Origin of the sequence: Aquimarina sp. AU58, assembly GCF_900312745.1 — a bacterium.
Classification (GTDB): Bacteria; Bacteroidota; Bacteroidia; order Flavobacteriales; family Flavobacteriaceae; genus Aquimarina; species Aquimarina spinulae.
The window spans coordinates 138,906-160,621 of the sequence record NZ_OMPD01000009.1 but is presented as its reverse complement, the minus strand read 5'-3'; the positions used below and the strand labels follow the sequence as shown (position 1 = coordinate 160,621).

Here is a 21,716-nt window from a genome sequence, read left to right as displayed (position 1 = left end):
TTTCGTATCACATTGCTTGTTATATCATTAGCTCGAAGGTAGTATTAAAATTCAATATTCAACAATTGCCCGGTTAGCTGCAATAACTGAAGTTCTGCAATTTTAGCATCGTATTTTGCCGAATTCTTATTGGTTTCTGCCAAAATCAGATTGATCTGCGCCTGCCTGAATTCTATAGAGGTGATTTGTCCCAGTTTAAAACGCTCTTGCGAACGCTCAAAATTATTTTGATTCGTGATTACATTCTGTTGCTGAATCTTAAATACGTTTAAACGGTTCTCATAATTTCCTAATGCATTGGCAATATCTCTTTTTACCTCTTTCTCTATCTGATTTTTTATAATTTCCTGGTTATCCAATGCTATTTTAGCATTTTTTACTCTTGTGATTGTAGTGCCTCCATCAAAAAGATTCCAGGTAAGACTTACTCCTGCTCCTAGTGTGTAGGTATCCGAAATATTACCAGGAAAGAATGTCGATGGTGGATTTCGGTTTTGATTCCAACCATAAGATCCTGTTAATCCAATCGAAGGTAAGTATCCAGATTTACTAACTTTAATATCATAATCACTAATTCGAATGTTACTTTCATTTTGTAAAAGCGTTATGTTATTCTCTGTTGATTTTGATAGATACTCCTCTAGTTCTATTTTTGGAATAAATTTTATAATGGTATCTACCTCAAATTCATGTGCTAGATCATTATCCAAAATTACATTTAGATCTCGTTTTGTATTTACTAATTGTTGTCTTGTATTTAGTAAATTAATACTATCATTTGCTACATCTACTTCTGCATTAAGTACATTAAGTTTTGTATTCTGGCCATACTCAAACTGATAATTAGATCTTAGAATACGTTCTTTCGAAATACGAAGTGTTTCTTCGAGAATTTCTACATTTTCAGACAGCCTGGCTACTTCGTAATATACAGAGAACAACTGTAAAATTGTATTTTCTATAGTTTCCCTGGCTTGTAATTCTGTAAGGTTATATTGTTCTTTTAATCTTTTATAATTATAAAAACGTCCCAAACCATCAAACAACGTATAATTAAGATTCAGCCCTGCATTATACCGTTGCGTTTCGGCATCTTCGATCTTGATATCAGCTCGTGGTTCCCCTGTATTTTGATCTATTGCTCCCTGAAAATTAGTATTCGATGTAGCCGATTGATAATTCGCTCCGGCATTACCCGTTAATGTAGGCAAATATCCAGAATTAAGAATTCCTTTATTGTTTTTTGCCACGGCTATAGTATTGGTAGCGATTAATATTCCAAAGTTATTTTCTAAGGTAAGTCGTATAGCTTCCTGCTTTGTTAATTGCTGACTGATTACATTTCCAGAAATCAAAAACAGAAAGAACACTAATTTTAGTATGCTACTTCCCTTGCAATTCATGATGCTCTTCATTCTCTTCTTTTTGTTCTTTAATGGCACGTTCTACTTCTTCTTTGGTGATCTTATTTCCGGTAACTAACCACTTGGTGCCTACTTTCACATTGTTACTAAACGATAAAAACAATGGTAACAACAATAGGGTTAATACGGTCGCAAAACCAATCCCGTAAGCAATAGAAATTGCCATAGGTTTTAAAAATTGTGCTTGCCTGCTTTTTTCTAATAATAGAGGCGCTAACCCGGCAATAGTAGTAAGTGAAGTAAGAAATATAGCTCGAAAACGAGAACGACCTGCCTCATACAAAGCATCGTTAAACTTATATCCTTCTCTAAGATAACTATTAAATTTCTCTATCAATACCAAACCATCATTTACCATAATTCCGATCAATGCAATAATCCCTAATGCAGATAATACATTAATCGAAAAACCATGGATAAAATGCCCCCATGCTACTGCTGTTAGACTAAATGGTATTAATAATAATAGTAATAAGGGTTGACTATAGCTTCTAAACGTAAAAGCAATCGTTATATAGATCAGGAAGAATACTATGGGAAATACAATTCCAGCAGATTTAGATATTTTTGAGGCCTCACGATTCTGCCCTTCAAAAGAAGCTGTAATTGTAGGATATTTAGTTTGTAAATCGGGTATAATAATCGTTCTGATCTCTGTAAGAATATCGGTTGCACTTTGACTGGGATCTTTAAGATCTGATGAAATCTGTATTTCTCGTCGCCCTTCTAAATGGTTAATAGATACATCTCCTCGTTCTATAGTATAAGTAGCTATCTCTTGTAGTGGAACTCTATCTCCACCAGGAGTTGCTATACGCATTTCATCAAGATCATTAATCGACGATCTATTTTCACGATCATACCGTACCCAAACTCTAATCTCATCTTGCCCTCTTTGAAAACGCTGTGCCTGTATTCCAAAAAAACCAGAGCGCACCTGATTCATTACACTACGCAAATCTAGTCCCAGAAGGTATGCATTGTCTTTTAGCTGCAATCGAATTTCTTTAATCCCTGCGGGATCATTATCGGCTACATCTTTTAACCTTGGATCATCTATTAATATTTTTTTAAGTTCTGCTTTTGCTGCTTTTAGTTCTTTTATATTATTACTCAATAATGAAACTGATACCGGACTTCCACCAAAATTACCTCCCGACCCATAAATCAATCTTTCTGTTCCAAAGACCGGACCTACTTTTTCGCGTAAACGATTCGCAACCAATGCCGAATTTATAGCATCAGGTCGCTCCTCACCAGGCAACATATTGATATTTAATGAAGCATTGGATGAGGTGTTGATATTCTTAATGATGTTTTCGAAAAGCTCTTTTCCTTCATACTCTTCTCCTTGCAAAAACTCTTCGGTTAATTCTTTATTTACAATCTGTGCTTTTTCCTGAATCATAGAAATGATAGAATCTGTAACTTTTTCATTAGTCCCATTAGGCATTCCCAGATCTACTGAAACTCTATCACTAGCTATTCTGGGGAAAAGAGTTACTCCGATTATTCCTCCTCCTATCGAACCTATAGTAAGAATAAGTGCCACAACAAAAAAGGCAAATGTTAGTAGCTTGTATCGTATGGTAAATAATAATGCCGGACTATACATTTTATCACGAAACCATTTCATAATTCTATCTCCGAATGTATTAATATACCTCATTTTTGAGAAGAAATTAGCTAGCCCGGTTTTTGGAGTATCATTTTTAGATCTTAAAGCTTTTGAATGTGCCAAATGCGCAGGAAGTATCAATAAAGCTTCGATTAAAGAAACCACCAAAGTAAGAATCACAATGGTAGAAACTTCACTAAAAAACTCTCCAATCCTTCCATCAAGAAATAGGAATGTAGAAAATGCCAGTATCGTAGTTATAATAGCCGAAATAATAGGTGGTATCACTTCCATAGTACCATCTATAGCCGCTTGTACCGGGCTTTTTCCTTTTTCGTAATGTTGATAGATATTTTCTGCAATTACAATACCATCATCTACCAAAATCCCTATCACAATAATCATCCCAAAAAGGGACAATACATTAATAGTTACATCAAATTGCCCTGCAAAAATAAACATCCCTAAAAAAGCAATAGGTAAACCAAATGCCACCCAAAATGCCAAGCGTGTATTTAGAAACAAAGACAGAAAAAGTAATACTAGGAGCATTCCTATTATTGCATTCTCTGTTAATAAAGCTGTACGTTGATTTAGCGTAATAGACAAATCACGAACTACATTGAGTTGTACATTATTGTATTTCTGATTAAATGCCGAAATATATTCTTTTACACTATCTGCTGAAGTAATCAAGTCTTCATTGTTAGTACTGGTAACTGTAATATTTACAGAAAGATCTTCATTAAAATATGACGCATTGGGAGTCTCTGAGAACCGGTCTCTAACCATTGCTACATCTTTAAGTCGTATTGTTCTACCTGTAGCATCTGCACGCACGATCAGGTTAGAAAGCTCATTGCCATAATACGAACGATTATTTGCTCTAATCAGATATTCTTCTTCATTTGTTTTAATATTTCCTCCGGTAACCAGAATATTAGCATTACTTACCGATTGAGATACTTCATTAAAAGTAAGGTTATAGGCCAAAAGACTATTTTCATCTACCGCTATTTCTATCTCTTCTTGAGGATATCCAGATATTGTAATCTGCGATATCCCTTCTATAGCGCGTAGGTCATTTTCAATCTGTCTGCCAATTTGTTTTAATGTTGCCAGAGGGATATCTTTTCCGCTAACTGCAAAACTAATCGTTTGTCGTACTTCTTCCCGTTTTGCAACAACCAAAGGTTCCATTCCTATCGGAAACGAAGGCACCCGGTCTACTGCATTTTTCACATCCAAAAGCATGAAATCTATATTTTCACCCTTATTGATTTCTACTGTAATTGTACCACTATTCTCTCTTGAGGTCGAAGTCACTCTATCTATCCCATCAAGTCCTTTAAGATTATCTTCGATCTTAAGAACAACTCCTTCTTCGATCTCTTGTGGCGAAGCACCCGGGTATGCAATATTAATATTAATAATTTTGGAGCCTACCAAAGGGAAAAATGAAGACTTTAAAGATAAAGCTCCTAAAACTCCAAAGACTAAAAATGCAATGACAATTACATTAACGGCTACATGATACTTAATAAAATATGCTATTACTTTTCTCATTGCTTAATGCCGTTACGATTCGGTTTATTTTTTGCTTCTGATTTTTTAACTCTATATACCGAAACCAACATCCCGGCATATGCTCCCGGAACACTTTTGGATAAAATTACGGTCTCTTCAGGAACTCCCTTAAGCACTACTTTTTTATCAGAAAAATATACAGGTTGTACATCTATAATATCAAGAATACTGTCTCTTACCACAAATATCTTATCCCCTTCCTGAAGCAATCCTCTTTCGATTTCGATAGCATTTTCTTCTTTCTTAGCATCAAGATTGGCCTCGAGGTACATCCCTTCTCTAAGAGATGGATCTGCTACTTCGATAAAAGTTGTAATGGTCTGGGTGGCCTGATTAACACTACTATTAATCCTGGACACCTTTCCTGTAAACGTCTTTGTTTTATTAAGGTTAGAAAGTTCTACCGATTCTCCAATACGAAGCAGATCTCCATATTCCTTGCCTATAGCAACCTGCATTTCATATACTTTGGTATCTATGTACTCTCCTAATTTTTGTCCCTGCCGAATTAAAGTTCCCTCGGTGACCAGAGCTTCGGTAAGTACCCCATTAAAAGGGGCAGAGATGGTATATTTTGCCAATCGCTGCTCCAGGTTTTTTACATTATAATAGGTGGTATAAATATTTCTTCCTGTTATAAAATATTTTTCTTTTTCTGAAGTAACTTCTGGCAGTTTTGGTGTGGCTTTACTCATATCAAAGGTATTGAGATATCCTTGCCATTTTTCATAAATATCTGGATAATCCAGTCGCAAATCCGGCATAATAGAAGTTACCAGATTGTATAAATTACTCTTGGCAGATTGCACACTAGCATAATATTCTGATGCATCAATCCTTATCAATGCCTGTCCTCTTTGATATTTTTGGCCGGGTTTAAATAAATGAGTTCCTCCTTTAAAAATCCCCTGAACTTCAGCATATAGCTCTAACCTTCTTTTTGCAGTTAAATTACCATTTGCTGCAATTTGAATAGGAATCGTTTTGTTTTTTACAGTATCTACAAAAACAGTTTTTATCACTTTTGCAGATTTGGGTTTGGGTCGTTTTTTACTGTCTATTATTTTTTTTGCACCAAAATAAGCTGCCACAATTAAAAGTATCCCAAGAATTGAAAGTATAATTTTTCTCATAGTATATCGGTAACCACACTTTTTGTAGAATCGCTACAAAGCTATCAACCACACCCTTGGGATGCAGTTAAAGAACTCATAAAAGTTAATACGAGAGACTTTTACACTACAAAATAGGTTTAGCCATATAGAGTCACGATAATAAAAATTAGAAGACAATATAAAACAACTCCTTATGCATTGTTTAATGCATCCATTTCTTCTTGTAATGTTTCCCAATCTTCCATTAGAGAAGACAGGAGATCTTTTTTTGCCTGGTAATTATCAAAAAAGTTAGGTTGCGCAATAGTTTGATCGTAATTGACCGCCAGTTCTACATCAATTTCTTTAATTTCTCTTTCGAGTTTATTGATTTTAGATTCTATATTACTCAACTTATTGCCAAGTGATTTCACTTTTTTCTGATCCTGATAAGATTGTTTTGCTGTTTCTTTGGTATCAGAAGTTGTTTTCTCTTGCTTATCTTTCTTTTCTATATCTCTTAGATCATTTATTCTTTTTTCTTCTAAGTAGAAATTTATATCCCCGAGATATTCTTTGATTTTTTTATCCTTAAATTCATAAACTGTATTGCTTAATCCTTGCAGAAAATCTCTATCATGCGATACCAAAATCAGGGTTCCATCAAAATTTTTCAAAGCTTCTTTTAATACATTTTTAGATTTGATGTCCAAGTGGTTTGTTGGTTCATCCATCACCAATACATTAAAAGGTTGTAAGAGCATTTTACATAGTGCTAATCGGTTTCTCTCTCCTCCAGAAAGCACTTTTACCTTTTTATCCACTTCATCACCTCTAAACAAGAAGGATCCTAACATATCACGAACCTTGGTTCGTGTTTTTTCATCGGCTGCATGGATCATAGTGTCATGAACAGTTAATTCTCCATCTAGATATTCTGACTGATTCTGAGCAAAATACCCTATCTGAACATTATGACCCAACTTAAACTCTCCTGTATAAGCAATTTCATCAATAATAATCTTAGCCAATGTTGATTTACCCTGACCATTCTGACCTACAAATGCTATTTTAGATCCTCTCTCTACCAGTAAATCGATGTCCTTTAGAATTTCTTTATCACCATAACTTTTGCTTACACTATCGGCTTCAATAACTACTTTTCCTGGTTGTACATGTATAGGAAAACTAATATTCATTACTGCATTATCATCTTCATCTACTTCTATTCTATCAATCTTATCCAATTTCTTAATTAAAGATTGTGCCATAGAAGCTTTAGAAGCTTTGGCTCTAAACTTCTCGATCAGCTTTTCGGTCTGTTCTATCTGCTTAGATTGATTCTTTTGTGTAGCCAGTTGTTGCTCTCTTATTTCTTTACGAAGCACCAAATATTTAGAATAAGGTTTGTTATAATCATAAATACGTCCCAAAGAGATTTCTATAGTTCTATTGGTTACATTATCCAGAAACATTTTATCATGCGAAACAATAACTACTACTCCGGCATAATTTTTTAAAAAATTCTCTAGCCAGATAATAGATTCTATATCTAGATGGTTTGTAGGCTCATCTAATAGTAAAATATCGTTATTCTGTAATAACAACTTTGCTAGTTCGATTCTCATACGCCATCCACCAGAGAATGTATCTGTAAGCTTATTAAAATCTTCGCGAGCAAACCCGAGGCCTTGTAAAACCCTTTCTGTTTCTCCTTGATAGTTATACCCACCCATGATCTCATAATGGTGTGTAAGATCACTTAAATCGGCAATTAGCTGGTTATATTTTTCACTTTCGTAATCTGTGCGTTCTGCTAGTTGAGCATTAATTGCATCGATATCTCGTTCTGCTTTTTTAATTTCTATAAACGCTTCATAGGCTTCTTCTAAAACTGTACGCCCTAATACAAAATCTATATCTTGCTTTAAAAAACCAATCTTCACCTCTTTATCCATAGCAATCTGACCAGAATCTGGTTCTTGCTCTTTAGACAAAATCTTAAGCATGGTAGATTTTCCTGCACCATTCTTTCCTATCAATCCAACTCGATCTCCTGCATTTAATCTGAAGCTTATTTCTTCAAAAAGGTACTCTCCTCCAAACGAAATCGATAAGTTATGTATGTTTAACATCTGCTTTTGAATATTTTGTGCAAAGATGATTAATTTTGCGTTAGAATAAAAACGCTCATGAACTTCTTAAAAGGAACAAAAATTTATAGCATTATAACTGGTAGCTGCCCTGTATGCCAGGAAGAAAGTATGTATAAGGAATCTAACCCTTATAAATTAAGCCAAACTTTAAAAATGCAGGAACGCTGTAGTCATTGTGGCACCAAATATAAAATAGAACCTTCTTTTTTTTACGGAGCTATGTATGTGAGTTATCCTGTAGGGATTGCTTTTGCGGTTGCGGCTTTTGTGATTAGTAATCTCATTTTTAAGCTTGATCTAGTGGCTACTTTTATTATAATTTCTATAACGATGATTGCTTTTTTGCCAGTTATTTTAAGGTTATCCCGAAATATATGGATCAACTTTTTTATGCATTACAAAAAAGAAGAGCATTCTTCATAGGTTACTATACCGTTTACAATCTATTTCTTTGTCTAAAGAAATTCCTTTTTCTATATGGTTATATAGCTCTTTTGCCATAGTAGGAGCCAAGAGGATGCCTCTACTCCCCATACCATTTAAAATATGCATATTAGCATACCTCGTATGCGTTCCTATCAAAGGTCTTCGATCTTTAACTGTAGGACGTATTCCTGCTACCTGATTCACTACTTTGTAGGGCACTTTTAAAAATTTTTCCAGCTTTTTTTGCAATTCTTCCCTAGCAGTAGTTGTTATTTCTGGAGATTTATCCTGATTGTTATATGTTGCTCCCACTTTATACAAATCCTCTCCCAGAGGGATAATAAATATCGAAGATTTTATCGCTTCCTTTTGCTTAAGTGCTTCAGACTTAATAATAATATATTCACCTTTATTACCATATAATGGCAGATCATTAAAAAATGGATTGTTTTTTACTCCATAACCCTCAGCAAATACAATATGTCTGCATTTTATTTCTTTATATTGAATATAATCTTCCGTTACGGTGATTTTATCATACTCAAAGGATTCATCGATTAAAATATTGTTTTCTTTAAGTTCTTTCGCATAGGCAGAAAGCATATTGCTGATATCAATTTTCCCGGTATGTTTTACTTTTCCATAATGAAATGGAATATCTAGCGCCGGATTAGTATTTCGGATCAATTCTGAAGAAAGAAATTCTCCTAAAAGGGGTTTATCACAAGCTTCAAACCAGTTATTTTGCTCCTCTACGGCATTAAATCTACGTAATATCGGAAGTTCTGAAACTAACGTTTTCTGAAGTTTTGTTTCTACATTTTTATAAAAAGAAACTGCTGTTTCAAGTTGCCGTGAGGCTTGCCAAGCCATCGTAAAGCGTTTTAAAATTATGGGGTTATACAGGCCTCCTGCTACTCTCGATGATTTCTGTGAAGCGTCTTCAAAAACTACATATGATTTGTTATGACTTTCTAATTCCTCTACAAAAGATAATCCCGATAATCCTAACCCTACAACAATATAATCTAATAGCATTTAATTTCTTAATTTATGTAACTGGCAGTACTCATTAATAAATAATACAATCATAAAATGTAAGTTTGAGATTATAACCTAATTCGTAAAAATCGTTTAGATCAAATCGTTTTATGATCTCAAACTCATATTAGCATAGTTCAAAAATAACAAAACGCCCAACTATAGTTGGGCGTTTCATCTATTATTTATTGAAGAATATCAGAGTCGTTAATAACTCCACATATCCATTTCAAAATTTCGGATACTTTCCTTAATTCTTTCACTTTCAAGAAGTTGCATCAAAGCGTTATCAATAACGTAATCTTTGATTTCGCGGTCACCTTGAATATTATCTTCTTTATAAATCACAGAATTAAAGCGTCTTGCATTAAGGATATGATCATACGTAAAAGGCATTGATGTATTTTTCCTATTAAATGCCATTGCATTATGCAATATTTCTCTGGCATCAGGATACCATATCCAAAATAAGGCTACCATATCTGGCTCATCATCATCGATAAAGTTAACATCGGGTGCTACAGGTGCTAATCCAAGCAATCTGTATCTTAATTCCCCTAGTCTTTTATCAAAATACCAATATCCTCTTATTTTATACTCTGAAATATCCTGAGAAGCAATATCTCTTCTGTTAATGTACTGAGGATCTACTTCTTCTCCAGCATTATACTGCTCAAATCCTAAATCGGTAGTATCGATTTTAGACATTGTGGACTGAAGATCTTCAAAAGTACGTGTCTCAGTAAAATATGAATCTGAATAAATATTCTTGATTTTTCCGTTTTTGATATTTGTTACCAATACATCATATAAAGATCGACGATTAGCACCAATATTAAATGTATCAATAGGATAGTACAATGGGAAATTTATTCGCTCATCAAGGTCAATAGTTTCCCAAGTGGTTTTTGCCCACAATACATCACGTTTATCTACATATCCGTACTCTAAGGGACGATCATTGTCATATAAAATCTGTTCTTGAGTTTTCTTTCCAATCTCATCAGGATTATTGGCATTTAAAACATTTGCCTGCCCGAAAGAAAGAGAAGAAACCAATAGACCAAAAACGGTTAATACAAAATTTCTCAAATTCATAACTACGTAAGTTTATTTTTTAATTCGTTAACTCAATAATAACCGGAGATATTTTTTTCAATTTATATCCAGAGCTATTAGCTAACCGTGCTTTTATATCAATAATTTGAACAGAAGAACCTCTTTTCGCTTTACGCAAAGCTGATTTTGCTTTAGCATTAAGCCTTCCTCCAGGAACACTTACTGTTGGCTGTCCTTCTACTTTAAATTTAAATCCAGTAACTTTCAATTTAATATCAAAGTCAAAATCAGGCAGAATAGCACCTACAGATGAAATTTCTAAGGCATTTCTTGCCATTTTGATTGCTCCATCTTCACCACGTACTGTTCCTACAGGTCTTGGTATACCTTTAATTCTAAATTTCTTACTATCGCTTACTGTAGTACCATTTGCTAGTTTACCACTAACTTTAATACTAACTTCACGAGCTTTTACAGCAGTAACATTCATCATATATTTTCCTGCTCCTCCAACTTTTCTTAGTCCAGGGGCAGAAGCATTTACAGCTGGTACACCAGGAATAGAAATAGTCATTGGGTTATTAACTCCACGATACACCACATTCATTTTATCTGCAGAAATTACAGCAGAATTTGGTCTAGGAATTACAGTATATGAACTCTTAATCGGAATCGTTACTGTAGAATCTCCTTCTTTAAATTGAAGTTCTCCAGCCACATCTCTTTCTCCAACATTTCCTGCAGGGAAATCTAACATGATTTGTCCGTTTGTAACTTCTGTTTGCTCTTTACCATTAACCGTTACTTTGGTTGGTTTTAGTGTAGCATCAAAACGTCCAAGAACGATTCTACCTTTAAAACTTTCGCCACTAAAGAAAGCTGTTTTATCTGCAACTACAATCGCCTCATAGTTACTAAAAGAAAGTTCAGACGCTTGTTGTCCAGCTAATAAAGCTGAAAGCACTTTACTTTCTGTTGTTTTAACATCAGCTTGCATTTGAGTAAGCTTAGTTAAAGAAGCAACCAAAGGAAATCCTTCAAAGTTATAATTTAACCATTTTTTAGTTACTCCGGATCTGTCTTTTACATCATTTGTAGAAAAGGTTTTAATCACATCATCAGCAACCGAAGCATCTACTTCTTTTACTTCTTTGATTGCAGCAGATACACCATCTCTATATTTTGTGATTTTATCCAAAAATTCCTGAGCCCCGGCAGTAACCTTACCACCTTCAAAAAACTTTTGGTCTAATCTATCTGGTCTATCCATAGTTTCATAATCCGTAGGATCTTCTCTATCGTCAACCAATTCTGCTTTAAGTTGATCAAGATATGAGTTAAACTCATTAGATAAAACACTTATCTGATCTGCTTTTGCTTTTAACGGGGTATATTTTTCTGGCTGTTCTGAAACCTTTTCGGCCAGACCCGCCATAAATCCAGTATTTCGTTGAGTAGCCAACTCATTTGATTCTGTCAATTTTTCTGACATTAAACCAAATGCAGTTAATACTTCTTTTGACATATTTAATGCCATCATCGCGATGAAAACCAAGTACATCAGGTTAATCATCTTCTGCCTTGGGGATAATTTTCCTCCTGCCATATTCTTTTTAGATTTTGGTAGTTATTATAAAATATTTAATTAAAAAATGTTAACTTCTGTTCATTGCAGTTAACATACCACCATATACTCCATTAAGCGAAGAAAGGTTACTAGCAAGGCTTTCCATTTGACTTTGAAGCTTAGTTGCGTTTTCAGCAATAGCCTGGTTAGCTTCAGCCTGACGTGCAGAAGATTCTAACTGAACCTTGTATAAACTATTTAAAGATTCAAGGTGCGACGCTGCACTTGCCATCTCTTCACTATATTTTTTAGTTCCTTCTATAGCATCTGTTGTAGGACCAAGGTTTCTTGCTGCTCCTTCAAAATTACGGATACTATCACCAAGACTACTCATAAGATTAGTATCAAGTCTAGCTTCCTTAAGCATATCGTCTAATTTTTGAGACAATAATCCTTCTGGAGTTTCTTTCTCTTTTTTGTCTTTTTTGTTTCCTCCTGCTAATTCAGGATACACTAGAGACCAATCTAGATCATTATCTACAGGTTCGAATGCAGAAACAGTAAATACTAATGCTTCTGTAATCAAACCAACAATAAGCATTTCATTACCAAATGGCCAGTGCATAATTTTAAAAAGTGCACCTAATATTACAACGGCTGCTCCCAGACCGTAGACCATGTTCATTAATTTCTTGCTTGCTTTTGAATTTGCCATAATAAATTTGTTTTGTTTTTTTTAAATCTTAAGTTTTAAAAAAGGGTTAGTAATTAAGTTGATAGAAAATTTTGGGACTTAGTTTTGATTTTGAGTATTAGCTTCTCCAGTTGATTCAGTACCCATGTAGTCCTGAACTGTTCTAAATCCGATAAAACTCCTCGCAGAATCTGCGTATTCGTAATCTCTGGTACTTACCTGTAGGAAGTAAGCAACATCTTTCCAGGATCCTCCACGTACAACTTTACGTTTGTTTTCATCATCATTGACATTTGGGTTCATTGATGACACATACTCGTAAGCTGCGGGATCATAAGACGACTGTACCCACTCAGAAACATTACCGGCCATGTTATATAGGTTATAATCATTAGGGTCGAATGTTTTGGCTTCTACAGTATATAAAAAGTTATCTGCTGCGTAGTTTCCTCTAAGAGGCTTAAAGTTTGCTAAGAAGCAACCTCTATCATTTAACGCATATGGGCCTCCCCATGGATACGTAGCTGACTCAAGGCCTCCTCTAGCGGCATACTCCCATTCTGCCTCTGTAGGCAGTCTGAAGTAATTCACAAATTCTTTACCTTTTTTCTTTTGGTAGGTATTTTTCTCGATAGTTCTCCAACGACAGAAGGCTCTAGCTTGTTCCCAAGAAACACCCACTACCGGGTAGTCATCATATGCACTATGCCAAAAATAATCATTATGCATAGGCTCATTATATGAGTAGTTAAAATCTTTAATCCAAACTGTAGTGTCTGGATATACTTTTATAACTTCTTCTTTTACAAAATCTTTTCTTCCTCCTTTTCTAGCACGTGCAGCCGCCTGAATATCCATCCATGTAAATCTGAATTCAAATTTACTTACATCTAAAGTACGTCTACCATTATAAGATTCTTCTAGAGGAATATACATAGTATCCATAACTTCGGCATAAAACTCATCGGGATAATCATTTATATCCCATTCGATATCTACATCCTTATTAAGTTTTCTACCTTCGTAGCCAGTTTCTCCTGTACCACTATAGTTATCGTACATATATTTTTCATAGACGGACATATTTTCGGTATCAGCATCTAGGAATGCAAATTCTCCAATACCGTCATCACCTGGGGTTTTACCCAGCTCATCAGCCATTATTGCTAGCCTCATCCTAATAACAGAATCGCGAACCCAATTTACAAATTGTCTATACTCGCTATTAGTCACCTCAGTTTCATCCATGTAAAAAGAACGAACCGTAACCATTCTTGTAGGGGCATTTGCAAGTGCTGCTTTATCATCATCCGACTTACCCATAATAAATGAACCTCCGGGGATGAGGGCCATACCATATGGTTTTTGCGGGTGCCATTTTTTCCCTTGTGCTCCTACCAGTTCTCCTCGGTTTCCACCACCACAACTGTAGAGCATTGCTAAAATAGCAAAGAGTGATACAAATTTCTTCATAACGTGTTTTAGGTTAAGATCTTCTAGATTTAAGGACGTAAACCTATTTATTTATTTCCAGAAAAACAATTTTTTTCTAAAAAAAACCTTAAATCGACCTAATAAAAATGTTAAACTTCGTTTTTTTGTTTTGCCTTATACCATCTTTCAGGTATTTCTTGATTACAAGCACGCTCATAATCGTTGTATGTGCAAGGTAATAACGTATGTCTTTTCAATTTATTATTACCAGATGAAATAAATGGTATTTCTATCCACCATCTTCCGGTCATAATACTTTTATAAAAAGACAAAATTTCGTCTTCTATCGGCACATTATAATGCAGTGTACTTTTTAAATTTTTAATATCAATTTCGTTAGATCTGTAATTGATTCCTTCTACAAAATACCATATCATCTGAGCGATCAATAAGGAAGCCGTTTCTTCGTTTTTAAAGTTTTTAAATTCATAAATTCCAAAACTTTTAACCTTATCACTTATTCCTGCATATCTCGAAATCGCACAAATTTCGCGACCATCAAAACCATTAGGAGAAGCAGCATACCCGCTTAAACTTGTAGAATTAACAACTCCTAAATCTATAGAAACAATATCGGCATCTCGCATAATTGGCTCTACAACAGTTACATCTGAAATAACCTCTCCCAAACGATAAGCATCAAAATATAATTTTTCTATCAGATCAATTTCTTCTTGAGTATTAAAATACGTTTGATACCCTATATTACTATAGTTAAACAAATTATACGGTTGTTCTACAATAATTTTACCTACAAATGAAGTATTCGTGATCGGCTTAGAAGAATTTCCTAAGTCAAATTTACTATCTACGTTAACCAAATTTACCATTCGCTCTAAAATATCGAATGATCTATATTGCGCATAGACTAAATCTTGACTCCCCCCAATAATGATGGGGATAATATTTTTCACCAATAATGCAGACAATACTTCCTGCACCAAATAGTACGTATCGCTAACTTCATTACCTGGAGTGATATCTCCCAGATCCACCATATTAGTACTCCAGTTCCCGGGATAAAGCTCGTATAACGATTTACGAATAGTATCAAAATTTAAGTTTTCACCCAAAAAATTAATATCATTCCTATTCTCCCGAATACCGAGAATAGCAACATCTATTTTTTCCAGATCAGGTACTCCACTAGTTGTTGTATGAATTTTAATTTGATTTCCTAATGCATGTTCAGAAAGTAAATTAGTATGAGCAGTAACTAAATCACTAACTGGTATAAGAAATTCGAAAGACATATATTGGTTTATTTCTTTTTAGTGGTCTTTTTTGTAGTTTTCTTTTTTGCTGCAGTTTTTTTCTTGGGAGCATTTTTCTCTATGAGATCTTTTACTTTATCCAACGTTAATTTTGTAGCATCAACGGTCTTAGGCAGTTCAATTTTAACTTTACCTTTTATAATATTACTACGACCCCATCTGGCTTTTTCAACTCGAATCCCTTCTTCTTCCCAATTATGAATAACCTTATCAATTTCTTTTTGCTTCTTCTCTTCTATAAGTGACACGATATCATCATCAGATAGATTATCAAAGTCATACTTCTTATTTACATTGATAAACATTCCGTTCCACTTAATAAAGGGGCCAAATCGGCCTTTTCCTTTTTGAACAGGAAGGTTTTCATATACATATATAGGTGCATCAGCTTTTTCTTTAGCGTCGATTAACTCAATAGCCCTATCTAAAGAAGTACTTAATGGATCTTCTCCTTTTTCTAAGGAAACAAATTTTTCGCCAAAACGCACATAGGGTCCAAAACGACCATTATTAACTACAATAGTTTCTCCTTTATACACACCAAGTTCTTTTGGCAGCTGAAACAAATCCATTGCTTCTTCATAGGTAATACCACTTAATGTTTGTCCAGGAGGTAAACTAGCAAATTTTGGTTTGTCTTCATCATCGGCAGTACCTATCTGAACCATTGGTCCAAATTTCCCTAATCGCACACTTACTACTTTACCTGTAGCCGGATCTTCTCCCAAAATACGCTCTCCCACTTCTCGCTCTGCATTCTGTGATACATCCTCTACTCTTGGATGAAACTCTTGATAAAATTCTCTCATCACATGAGTCCAATCTTCCTGACCTTCTGCTATTTCATCAAAATCCTGCTCTACTTTTGCAGTAAAATTATAATCAAGAATTGAAGCAAAATGATTTACCAAAAAATCATTTACAACCATCCCTACATCTGTTGGGATTAATTTCCCTTTATCGCTACCTACTTTCTCAGATAGCTTTTTCTCATTCACAGCATCTCCCGAGAGAATCATTTGAATATAATTACGAACCTCTCCTTCTTTAGCTCCTTTTTCTACGTAGTTTCTATTCTGAATTGTAGAAATCGTAGGAGCATATGTTGATGGTCTTCCTATTCCCAGTTCTTCTAATTTTTTAACTAGCGAAGCTTCTGTATATCGCCCTGGCGCTCTTGTAAATCTTTCTGTTGCGGAAATATATTTATTAAACAAGCTTTCTTGCTCTTTCATTGCAGGAAGGATTCCTTCTTGCTCTTCATCCTCATCATCATTCCCTTCTAAGTATACTTTTAAAAAGCCTTCGAACTTTATCACTTCTCCATTGGCAGTAAATTGCTCTTTATGTGTGTTGGCATCAATCTTTACATTAGTTCGTTCTAATCTGGCATCACTCATTTGCGAAGCAATAGCTCGTTTCCAAATCAATTCATACAAACGTTGTTGATCATAATCAACATTTACACTATGTCTTGAAAAATCTGTAGGGCGTATTGCTTCGTGAGCTTCTTGTGCTCCTTTAGATTTTCCTTTATATTGTCTTGGATTGCTATACTCATTACCATAGGCAGAATCAATTTCTGCTTTCGCACCATTTTGAGCTTCTGTAGATAGATTAACACTATCTGTTCTCATATATGTAATCAAACCTGCTTCATACAATCGCTGCGCCATCGTCATTGTTTTACTCACAGAGAAGTACAATTTTCTTGAAGCCTCTTGCTGTAATGTTGATGTTGTAAATGGCGGAGCTGGTGATTTTTTTGCAGGTTTTGTAGAAAGATCTGCTACCTTAAACGATGCTCCTAGGTTTTTCTTTAAAAATGCTTCTGCTTCTTCTTTGGTTTTAAAATTTTTAGGAAGCTTAGCTTTAAAAGATTTACCAGCTTGATTAGAAAATTCTGCATCAATTCTATATGAAGCTTCTGGTTTAAAACCTAAAATATCACGTTCTCGTTCTACTATCAATCGTACCGAAACAGATTGCACTCTTCCTGCAGACAACCCTCCTTTTACCTTTCTCCATAACACAGGAGACAGCTCATACCCAACCAAACGGTCCAAAACACGTCTGGCCTGTTGTGCATTTACAAGGTTATAATCTATAGAACGAGGATTCTCTATTGCTTTAAGAATAGCATTTTTAGTAATCTCATGAAAAACAATACGACGCGTTCTGTCTTTATCTAATTTAAGAGTCTCTGCAAGGTGCCATGCAATAGCCTCTCCCTCTCGGTCCTCATCACTTGCCAGCCATACCATATCAGCATTCTTAGAAAGATCTTTCAGCTTTTTTACGACATCTTTCTTATCCTTGGAGACGATATATTTGGGTTTAAAATCCCCTTCGACATCAACCCCTAATTCTTTGGAAGGTAAATCTGCAATATGTCCAAAACTGGATGCAACTGTATAATCTTTTCCAAGAAACTTCTCTATTGTTTTGGCCTTAGCAGGCGACTCCACAATCACTAAATTCTTAGCCATAGTCCTTTAATTTCTGACGACAAAAGTATATCAATTTTTTGATATCAAGATTCTTTATCAAAAAAATTAGTTCAAAAAAAACCTGCTGATCAGCAGGTTTCTTATTTTTTATTTTACAAATAATGTTTCTTTGTTTTCAAATTCGTCATCTTCAAAACCCAATGCATCCTTATATATGAAATAGATTGGCATATAAACAAAAGAGGCCGTAAAAAACACTCCTACAAAACATAATATCGTCCCTACTAATTGAGACAAAATATAGGCCACCAGTATTAAACCAAAACAAACTCCCCAAATTTTATTACCCAATTTAAAACTAGCTTTTATAAGATCTGAAGCACTATACTCTGGATTAAAAGCAAATATAACACCTAACAGCTGCAGCGGAACCATTACATAAAGAATCGGAAGATAACATAACAGTGCAGCTAAAATTGCTATCCCAAATATTGCTATCGCCAGCGTAAACACTTTTCCTAAATATTTCCCTTTAAGAAACATAAAATACGAAGATGTCTCTGGTAAACCTAAATCTACCTGTTTACAAACTCTATAAAAATGTGCGGTAATCCCAAATTGAAGTGCAGATGCAATCATACTTACTATCAAAATCAGTATAATAAATAAAAACATTAGACCTACCGATAATTCTTCACTAGGGTACCCATAGTCACCATAACTTTCATAACTATTTTCGAATCCTGATATGCCCGCAAGAGCAATAACAGGAATATACATCACAAAAAATAAAGGAAGCATAACCAACATCGAAATAAGCAAGTGTACAAAGCCCTGAAGCCATACCTTTTTAAAAAGCTCAATACTTTTATTAAAAATATCACCAAAATCAATAGCCTTACTGTTTTCTATTTTCTCAAAGAGTGTATTTGTCATTACATCTACATTTTACGGTTGAAAGTTATCAAATATAGATTTTTTAGAAAATAAATCCCTGCCACTTTGTCACAAATCGTATTAAAAAGTATCTTTGCACACTATTTGACCCCAATCGGTAAGGAATTATTTTATGGAGAAGATTATTGACGAAAGTATACAGGGACAGTCGCTTGCTCTTGATCAGAACAAAGAAAATAAACGTAAGCTTTTTATAGAAAGTTACGGTTGCCAGATGAATTTTAGCGATAGCGAAATTGTTGCTTCCATTCTGGCCAAAGAAGGTTTTAACACTACACAACATCTTGAAGATGCTGATTTGGTATTGGTAAACACTTGTTCTATTAGAGAAAAAGCCGAACAAACGGTTAGAAAAAGACTAGAAAAGTATAATGCAGTAAAAAGAATCAATCCAGGAATGAAAGTTGGAGTTCTGGGGTGTATGGCAGAACGCCTAAAAAGTAAATTCCTTGAAGAAGAAAAAATAGTTGATCTTGTCGTTGGGCCAGATGCATATAAAGATCTCCCCAACCTGATCGAAGAAGTAGATGCAGGACGCAATGCGGTTAATGTTGTCCTTTCTAAAGAAGAAACTTATGGCGATATTGCACCTGTTCGTTTACAAAGCAATGGAGTCTCTGCTTTTGTATCTATTACCCGTGGTTGTGATAATATGTGTACGTTTTGTGTAGTGCCATTTACCAGAGGTAGAGAACGCAGTCGCGACCCCCAAAGCATCTTAAAAGAAATCGATGACCTGGTAGCTCAAAATTTTAAAGAAATTACTTTATTAGGGCAAAATGTAGATAGTTATTTATGGTATGGTGGTGGCCTGAAAAAAGATTTTGGCAACGCTAGTGATTTTCAAAAAGCCACAGCAGTAGATTTTGCCAAACTGCTGGATATGACAGCCCAGAGACATCCAAAATTACGTATTCGTTTTTCTACATCTAATCCTCAGGATATGACATTAGATGTGATAGAAATTATGGCAAAACATAAAAATATCTGTAAGCATATCCACCTCCCTATACAAAGTGGTAGTGATCGTATTCTTAAGGAAATGAATCGCTTACATACTCGACAAGAATACATGGATTTGATTGATAATATTAAACAAATAATCCCGGATTGCTCAATTACTCAGGATATGATTATTGGTTTTCCTACAGAAACAGAAGAAGATCATCAAGATACATTGTCTCTATTAGAATATGTAAAATATGAGCATGGATATATGTATGCTTATTCTGAAAGACCAGGAACACTTGCCGAGCGTAAATTAGAAGATGATGTTCCCGAAGATGTAAAAAAACGAAGACTCGCAGAAGTTATTGCTTTACAACGAACACACTGTGCCTATAGACATCAAAGTTATATCGGACAAACTTTTGAAGTATTAATTGAAAAAGAATCTAAAAAATCTGATCAACATTGGAGTGGGAGAACTACAAAAAATATTGTAGCTATATTCCCTAAAGGAGAATATCAGATAGGAGATTTTGTAATGGTTCGTATCGATGAGTGTACCAGTGCAACTTTACTTGGTGAAGCAATTGGATATTCTGACAATAATTAACGATAACTTTATAGCACACATTTAAAACAAAAAACAAACTCCATAAATGGAATCAATTCAAGCCATAAAACAACGATTCGGAATCATAGGAAACGATCCTAAGTTAAACCGTGCTGTGGAAAAAGCGATCCAGGTAGCTCCTACCGATATTTCGGTTTTAGTGACCGGAGAAAGTGGTGTAGGTAAAGAAAGTATTCCTAAAATTATACACTCCCTGTCTCATCGTAAACACGGTAAGTACATTGCTGTAAACTGTGGAGCAATACCCGAAGGCACAATAGATAGTGAGCTTTTTGGTCACGAAAAAGGAGCTTTCACAGGAGCTACACAAACCCGAAATGGTTATTTTGAAGTAGCCGATGGCGGAACGATATTCCTAGACGAAGTAGGAGAATTACCACTTACTACACAAGTACGTTTATTAAGAGTATTAGAGAATGGTGAATTTATTAAAGTAGGATCGTCAAAAGTTCAAAAAACAGATGTTCGTATTGTAGCAGCCACCAATGTTAATATGTTTGATGCAATTAAGAAAGGTAAATTTAGAGAAGATCTTTACTATCGCCTTAGTACAGTAGAAATCCTTTTACCTCCACTTAGAGATCGTAAAGAAGATATTCATTTACTATTCAGAAAATTCGCTTCCGACTTTGCTACCAAATATAAGATGCCTACAATTCGGTTAAGTGAGGATGCAGTTATCTTACTAGAAAAATACCACTGGAGTGGCAATATCAGACAATTGCGCAACATTGCAGAGCAAATTTCAGTCCTTGAACAAAACAGAACGATAACAGGAGCTACCTTACATGGATATCTACCAAATATCGGAAGTAATTTACCCGCAGTGATTTCTGCAGATAAAAAAGAAAGTGATTTCAGTAACGAAAGAGAAATATTGTACAAAGTGCTTTTTGATATGAAAAGTGATCTTAATGATCTCAAAAAACTAACCATGGAGCTAATGCAAAGTGGTAACACACAACAAGTACAAAAAGATAACGAAAGGTTAATTCAAAAAATTTATCAGGAGAAGGAAGAAGAAACACATTTTGAAGAACCTCAGAGACCAGCAACAACCTCTGAAGTACTCGAAATACCGTCTCAAATTGCAATTCAGCGACAAGAAGATGATAAATACCATTTTGCCGAAGAAATTGAAGAAGAAGAAACATTATCATTGCATGATAAAGAACTAGAATTGATTAAAAAATCTCTAGAACGCCATAGAGGTAAACGTAAAGCAGCGGCAGAAGAATTAGGAATTAGTGAACGTACCTTGTACAGAAAAATAAAACAATACGATTTATAACATTG

At 34.7% G+C, this 21,716-nt stretch carries 15 protein-coding genes; 3 read left to right on the top strand and 12 right to left on the bottom strand.

Annotated elements, in window-relative coordinates:
• Window positions 1-44: 44 nt before the first annotated feature.
• From DK441_RS07415 to DK441_RS07400, 4 genes are all read right to left on the bottom strand, one after another.
• Entirely contained in the window at window positions 45-1,415 is a 1,371-nt protein-coding gene (locus DK441_RS07415) for a TolC family protein (protein WP_235015725.1), read from the bottom strand.
• Window positions 1,384-4,608, bottom strand: coding sequence for an efflux RND transporter permease subunit (locus DK441_RS07410; protein WP_109098153.1), 3,225 nt, complete (start codon window positions 4,606-4,608; stop codon window positions 1,384-1,386). Before DK441_RS07410 ends, DK441_RS07415 begins: the two co-directional genes overlap by 32 nt.
• A complete protein-coding gene (locus DK441_RS07405) occupies window positions 4,605-5,762 on the bottom strand; it encodes an efflux RND transporter periplasmic adaptor subunit (protein ID WP_109098152.1) in 1,158 nt (385 codons plus the stop codon). Before DK441_RS07405 ends, DK441_RS07410 begins: the two co-directional genes overlap by 4 nt.
• A 173-nt stretch (window positions 5,763-5,935) precedes the next feature.
• Window positions 5,936-7,858 carry an ABC-F family ATP-binding cassette domain-containing protein gene (locus DK441_RS07400; protein WP_109098151.1) on the bottom strand — a complete coding sequence of 641 codons (1,923 nt, stop codon included), beginning with the start codon at window positions 7,856-7,858 and terminating at the stop codon, window positions 5,936-5,938.
• Window positions 7,859-7,915: 57 nt separating this feature from the next.
• On the opposite strand from DK441_RS07400, the gene DK441_RS07395 reads away from it, so the two are divergent.
• Window positions 7,916-8,302, top strand: coding sequence for a DUF983 domain-containing protein (locus DK441_RS07395; protein WP_109098150.1), 387 nt, complete (start codon window positions 7,916-7,918; stop codon window positions 8,300-8,302).
• Here DK441_RS07395 and DK441_RS07390 read toward each other — a convergent pair.
• From DK441_RS07390 to DK441_RS07355, 8 genes are all read right to left on the bottom strand, one after another.
• Window positions 8,297-9,343 carry an FAD-binding oxidoreductase gene (locus DK441_RS07390; RefSeq protein WP_109098149.1) on the bottom strand — a complete coding sequence of 349 codons (1,047 nt, stop codon included), beginning with the start codon at window positions 9,341-9,343 and terminating at the stop codon, window positions 8,297-8,299. The genes DK441_RS07395 and DK441_RS07390 overlap by 6 nt on opposite strands.
• A gap of 210 nt (window positions 9,344-9,553) precedes the next feature.
• Entirely contained in the window at window positions 9,554-10,444 is an 891-nt protein-coding gene (gene gldN / locus DK441_RS07385) for a gliding motility protein GldN (protein ID WP_109098148.1), read from the bottom strand.
• Window positions 10,445-10,463: 19 nt separating this feature from the next.
• Window positions 10,464-12,011, bottom strand: coding sequence for a gliding motility protein GldM (gene gldM, locus DK441_RS07380; protein WP_109098147.1), 1,548 nt, complete (start codon window positions 12,009-12,011; stop codon window positions 10,464-10,466).
• A gap of 49 nt (window positions 12,012-12,060) precedes the next feature.
• Entirely contained in the window at window positions 12,061-12,687 is a 627-nt protein-coding gene (gene gldL / locus DK441_RS07375) for a gliding motility protein GldL (protein ID WP_108809001.1), read from the bottom strand.
• 78 nt (window positions 12,688-12,765) lie between these two features.
• Window positions 12,766-14,139: a gliding motility lipoprotein GldK gene (gene gldK, locus DK441_RS07370; RefSeq protein ID WP_074407272.1), complete on the bottom strand. Its 1,374-nt coding sequence runs from the start codon at window positions 14,137-14,139 to the stop codon at window positions 12,766-12,768.
• 110 nt (window positions 14,140-14,249) lie between these two features.
• Window positions 14,250-15,413, bottom strand: coding sequence for a formimidoylglutamase (locus DK441_RS07365; RefSeq protein WP_109098146.1), 1,164 nt, complete (start codon window positions 15,411-15,413; stop codon window positions 14,250-14,252).
• Window positions 15,414-15,421: 8 nt separating this feature from the next.
• Complete coding sequence (topA, locus tag DK441_RS07360; RefSeq protein WP_109098145.1) at window positions 15,422-17,923, bottom strand: type I DNA topoisomerase; 2,502 nt, start codon at window positions 17,921-17,923, stop codon at window positions 15,422-15,424.
• A 108-nt stretch (window positions 17,924-18,031) separates the two neighbouring features.
• The gene (locus DK441_RS07355) at window positions 18,032-18,820 is read right to left on the bottom strand and encodes a hypothetical protein (RefSeq protein WP_109098144.1); all 789 of its coding nucleotides are present in this window, start codon (window positions 18,818-18,820) and stop codon (window positions 18,032-18,034) included.
• Window positions 18,821-18,953: 133 nt separating this feature from the next.
• On the opposite strand from DK441_RS07355, the gene miaB reads away from it, so the two are divergent.
• Both miaB and DK441_RS07345 read left to right on the top strand, forming a co-directional pair.
• Window positions 18,954-20,399 carry a tRNA (N6-isopentenyl adenosine(37)-C2)-methylthiotransferase MiaB gene (gene miaB / locus DK441_RS07350; protein ID WP_109098143.1) on the top strand — a complete coding sequence of 482 codons (1,446 nt, stop codon included), beginning with the start codon at window positions 18,954-18,956 and terminating at the stop codon, window positions 20,397-20,399.
• 46 nt (window positions 20,400-20,445) lie between these two features.
• On the top strand, window positions 20,446-21,711 hold the full coding sequence (locus DK441_RS07345) for a sigma-54 dependent transcriptional regulator (RefSeq protein ID WP_109098142.1): 1,266 nt from the start codon (window positions 20,446-20,448) through the stop codon (window positions 21,709-21,711).
• Window positions 21,712-21,716 lie beyond the last annotated feature (5 nt).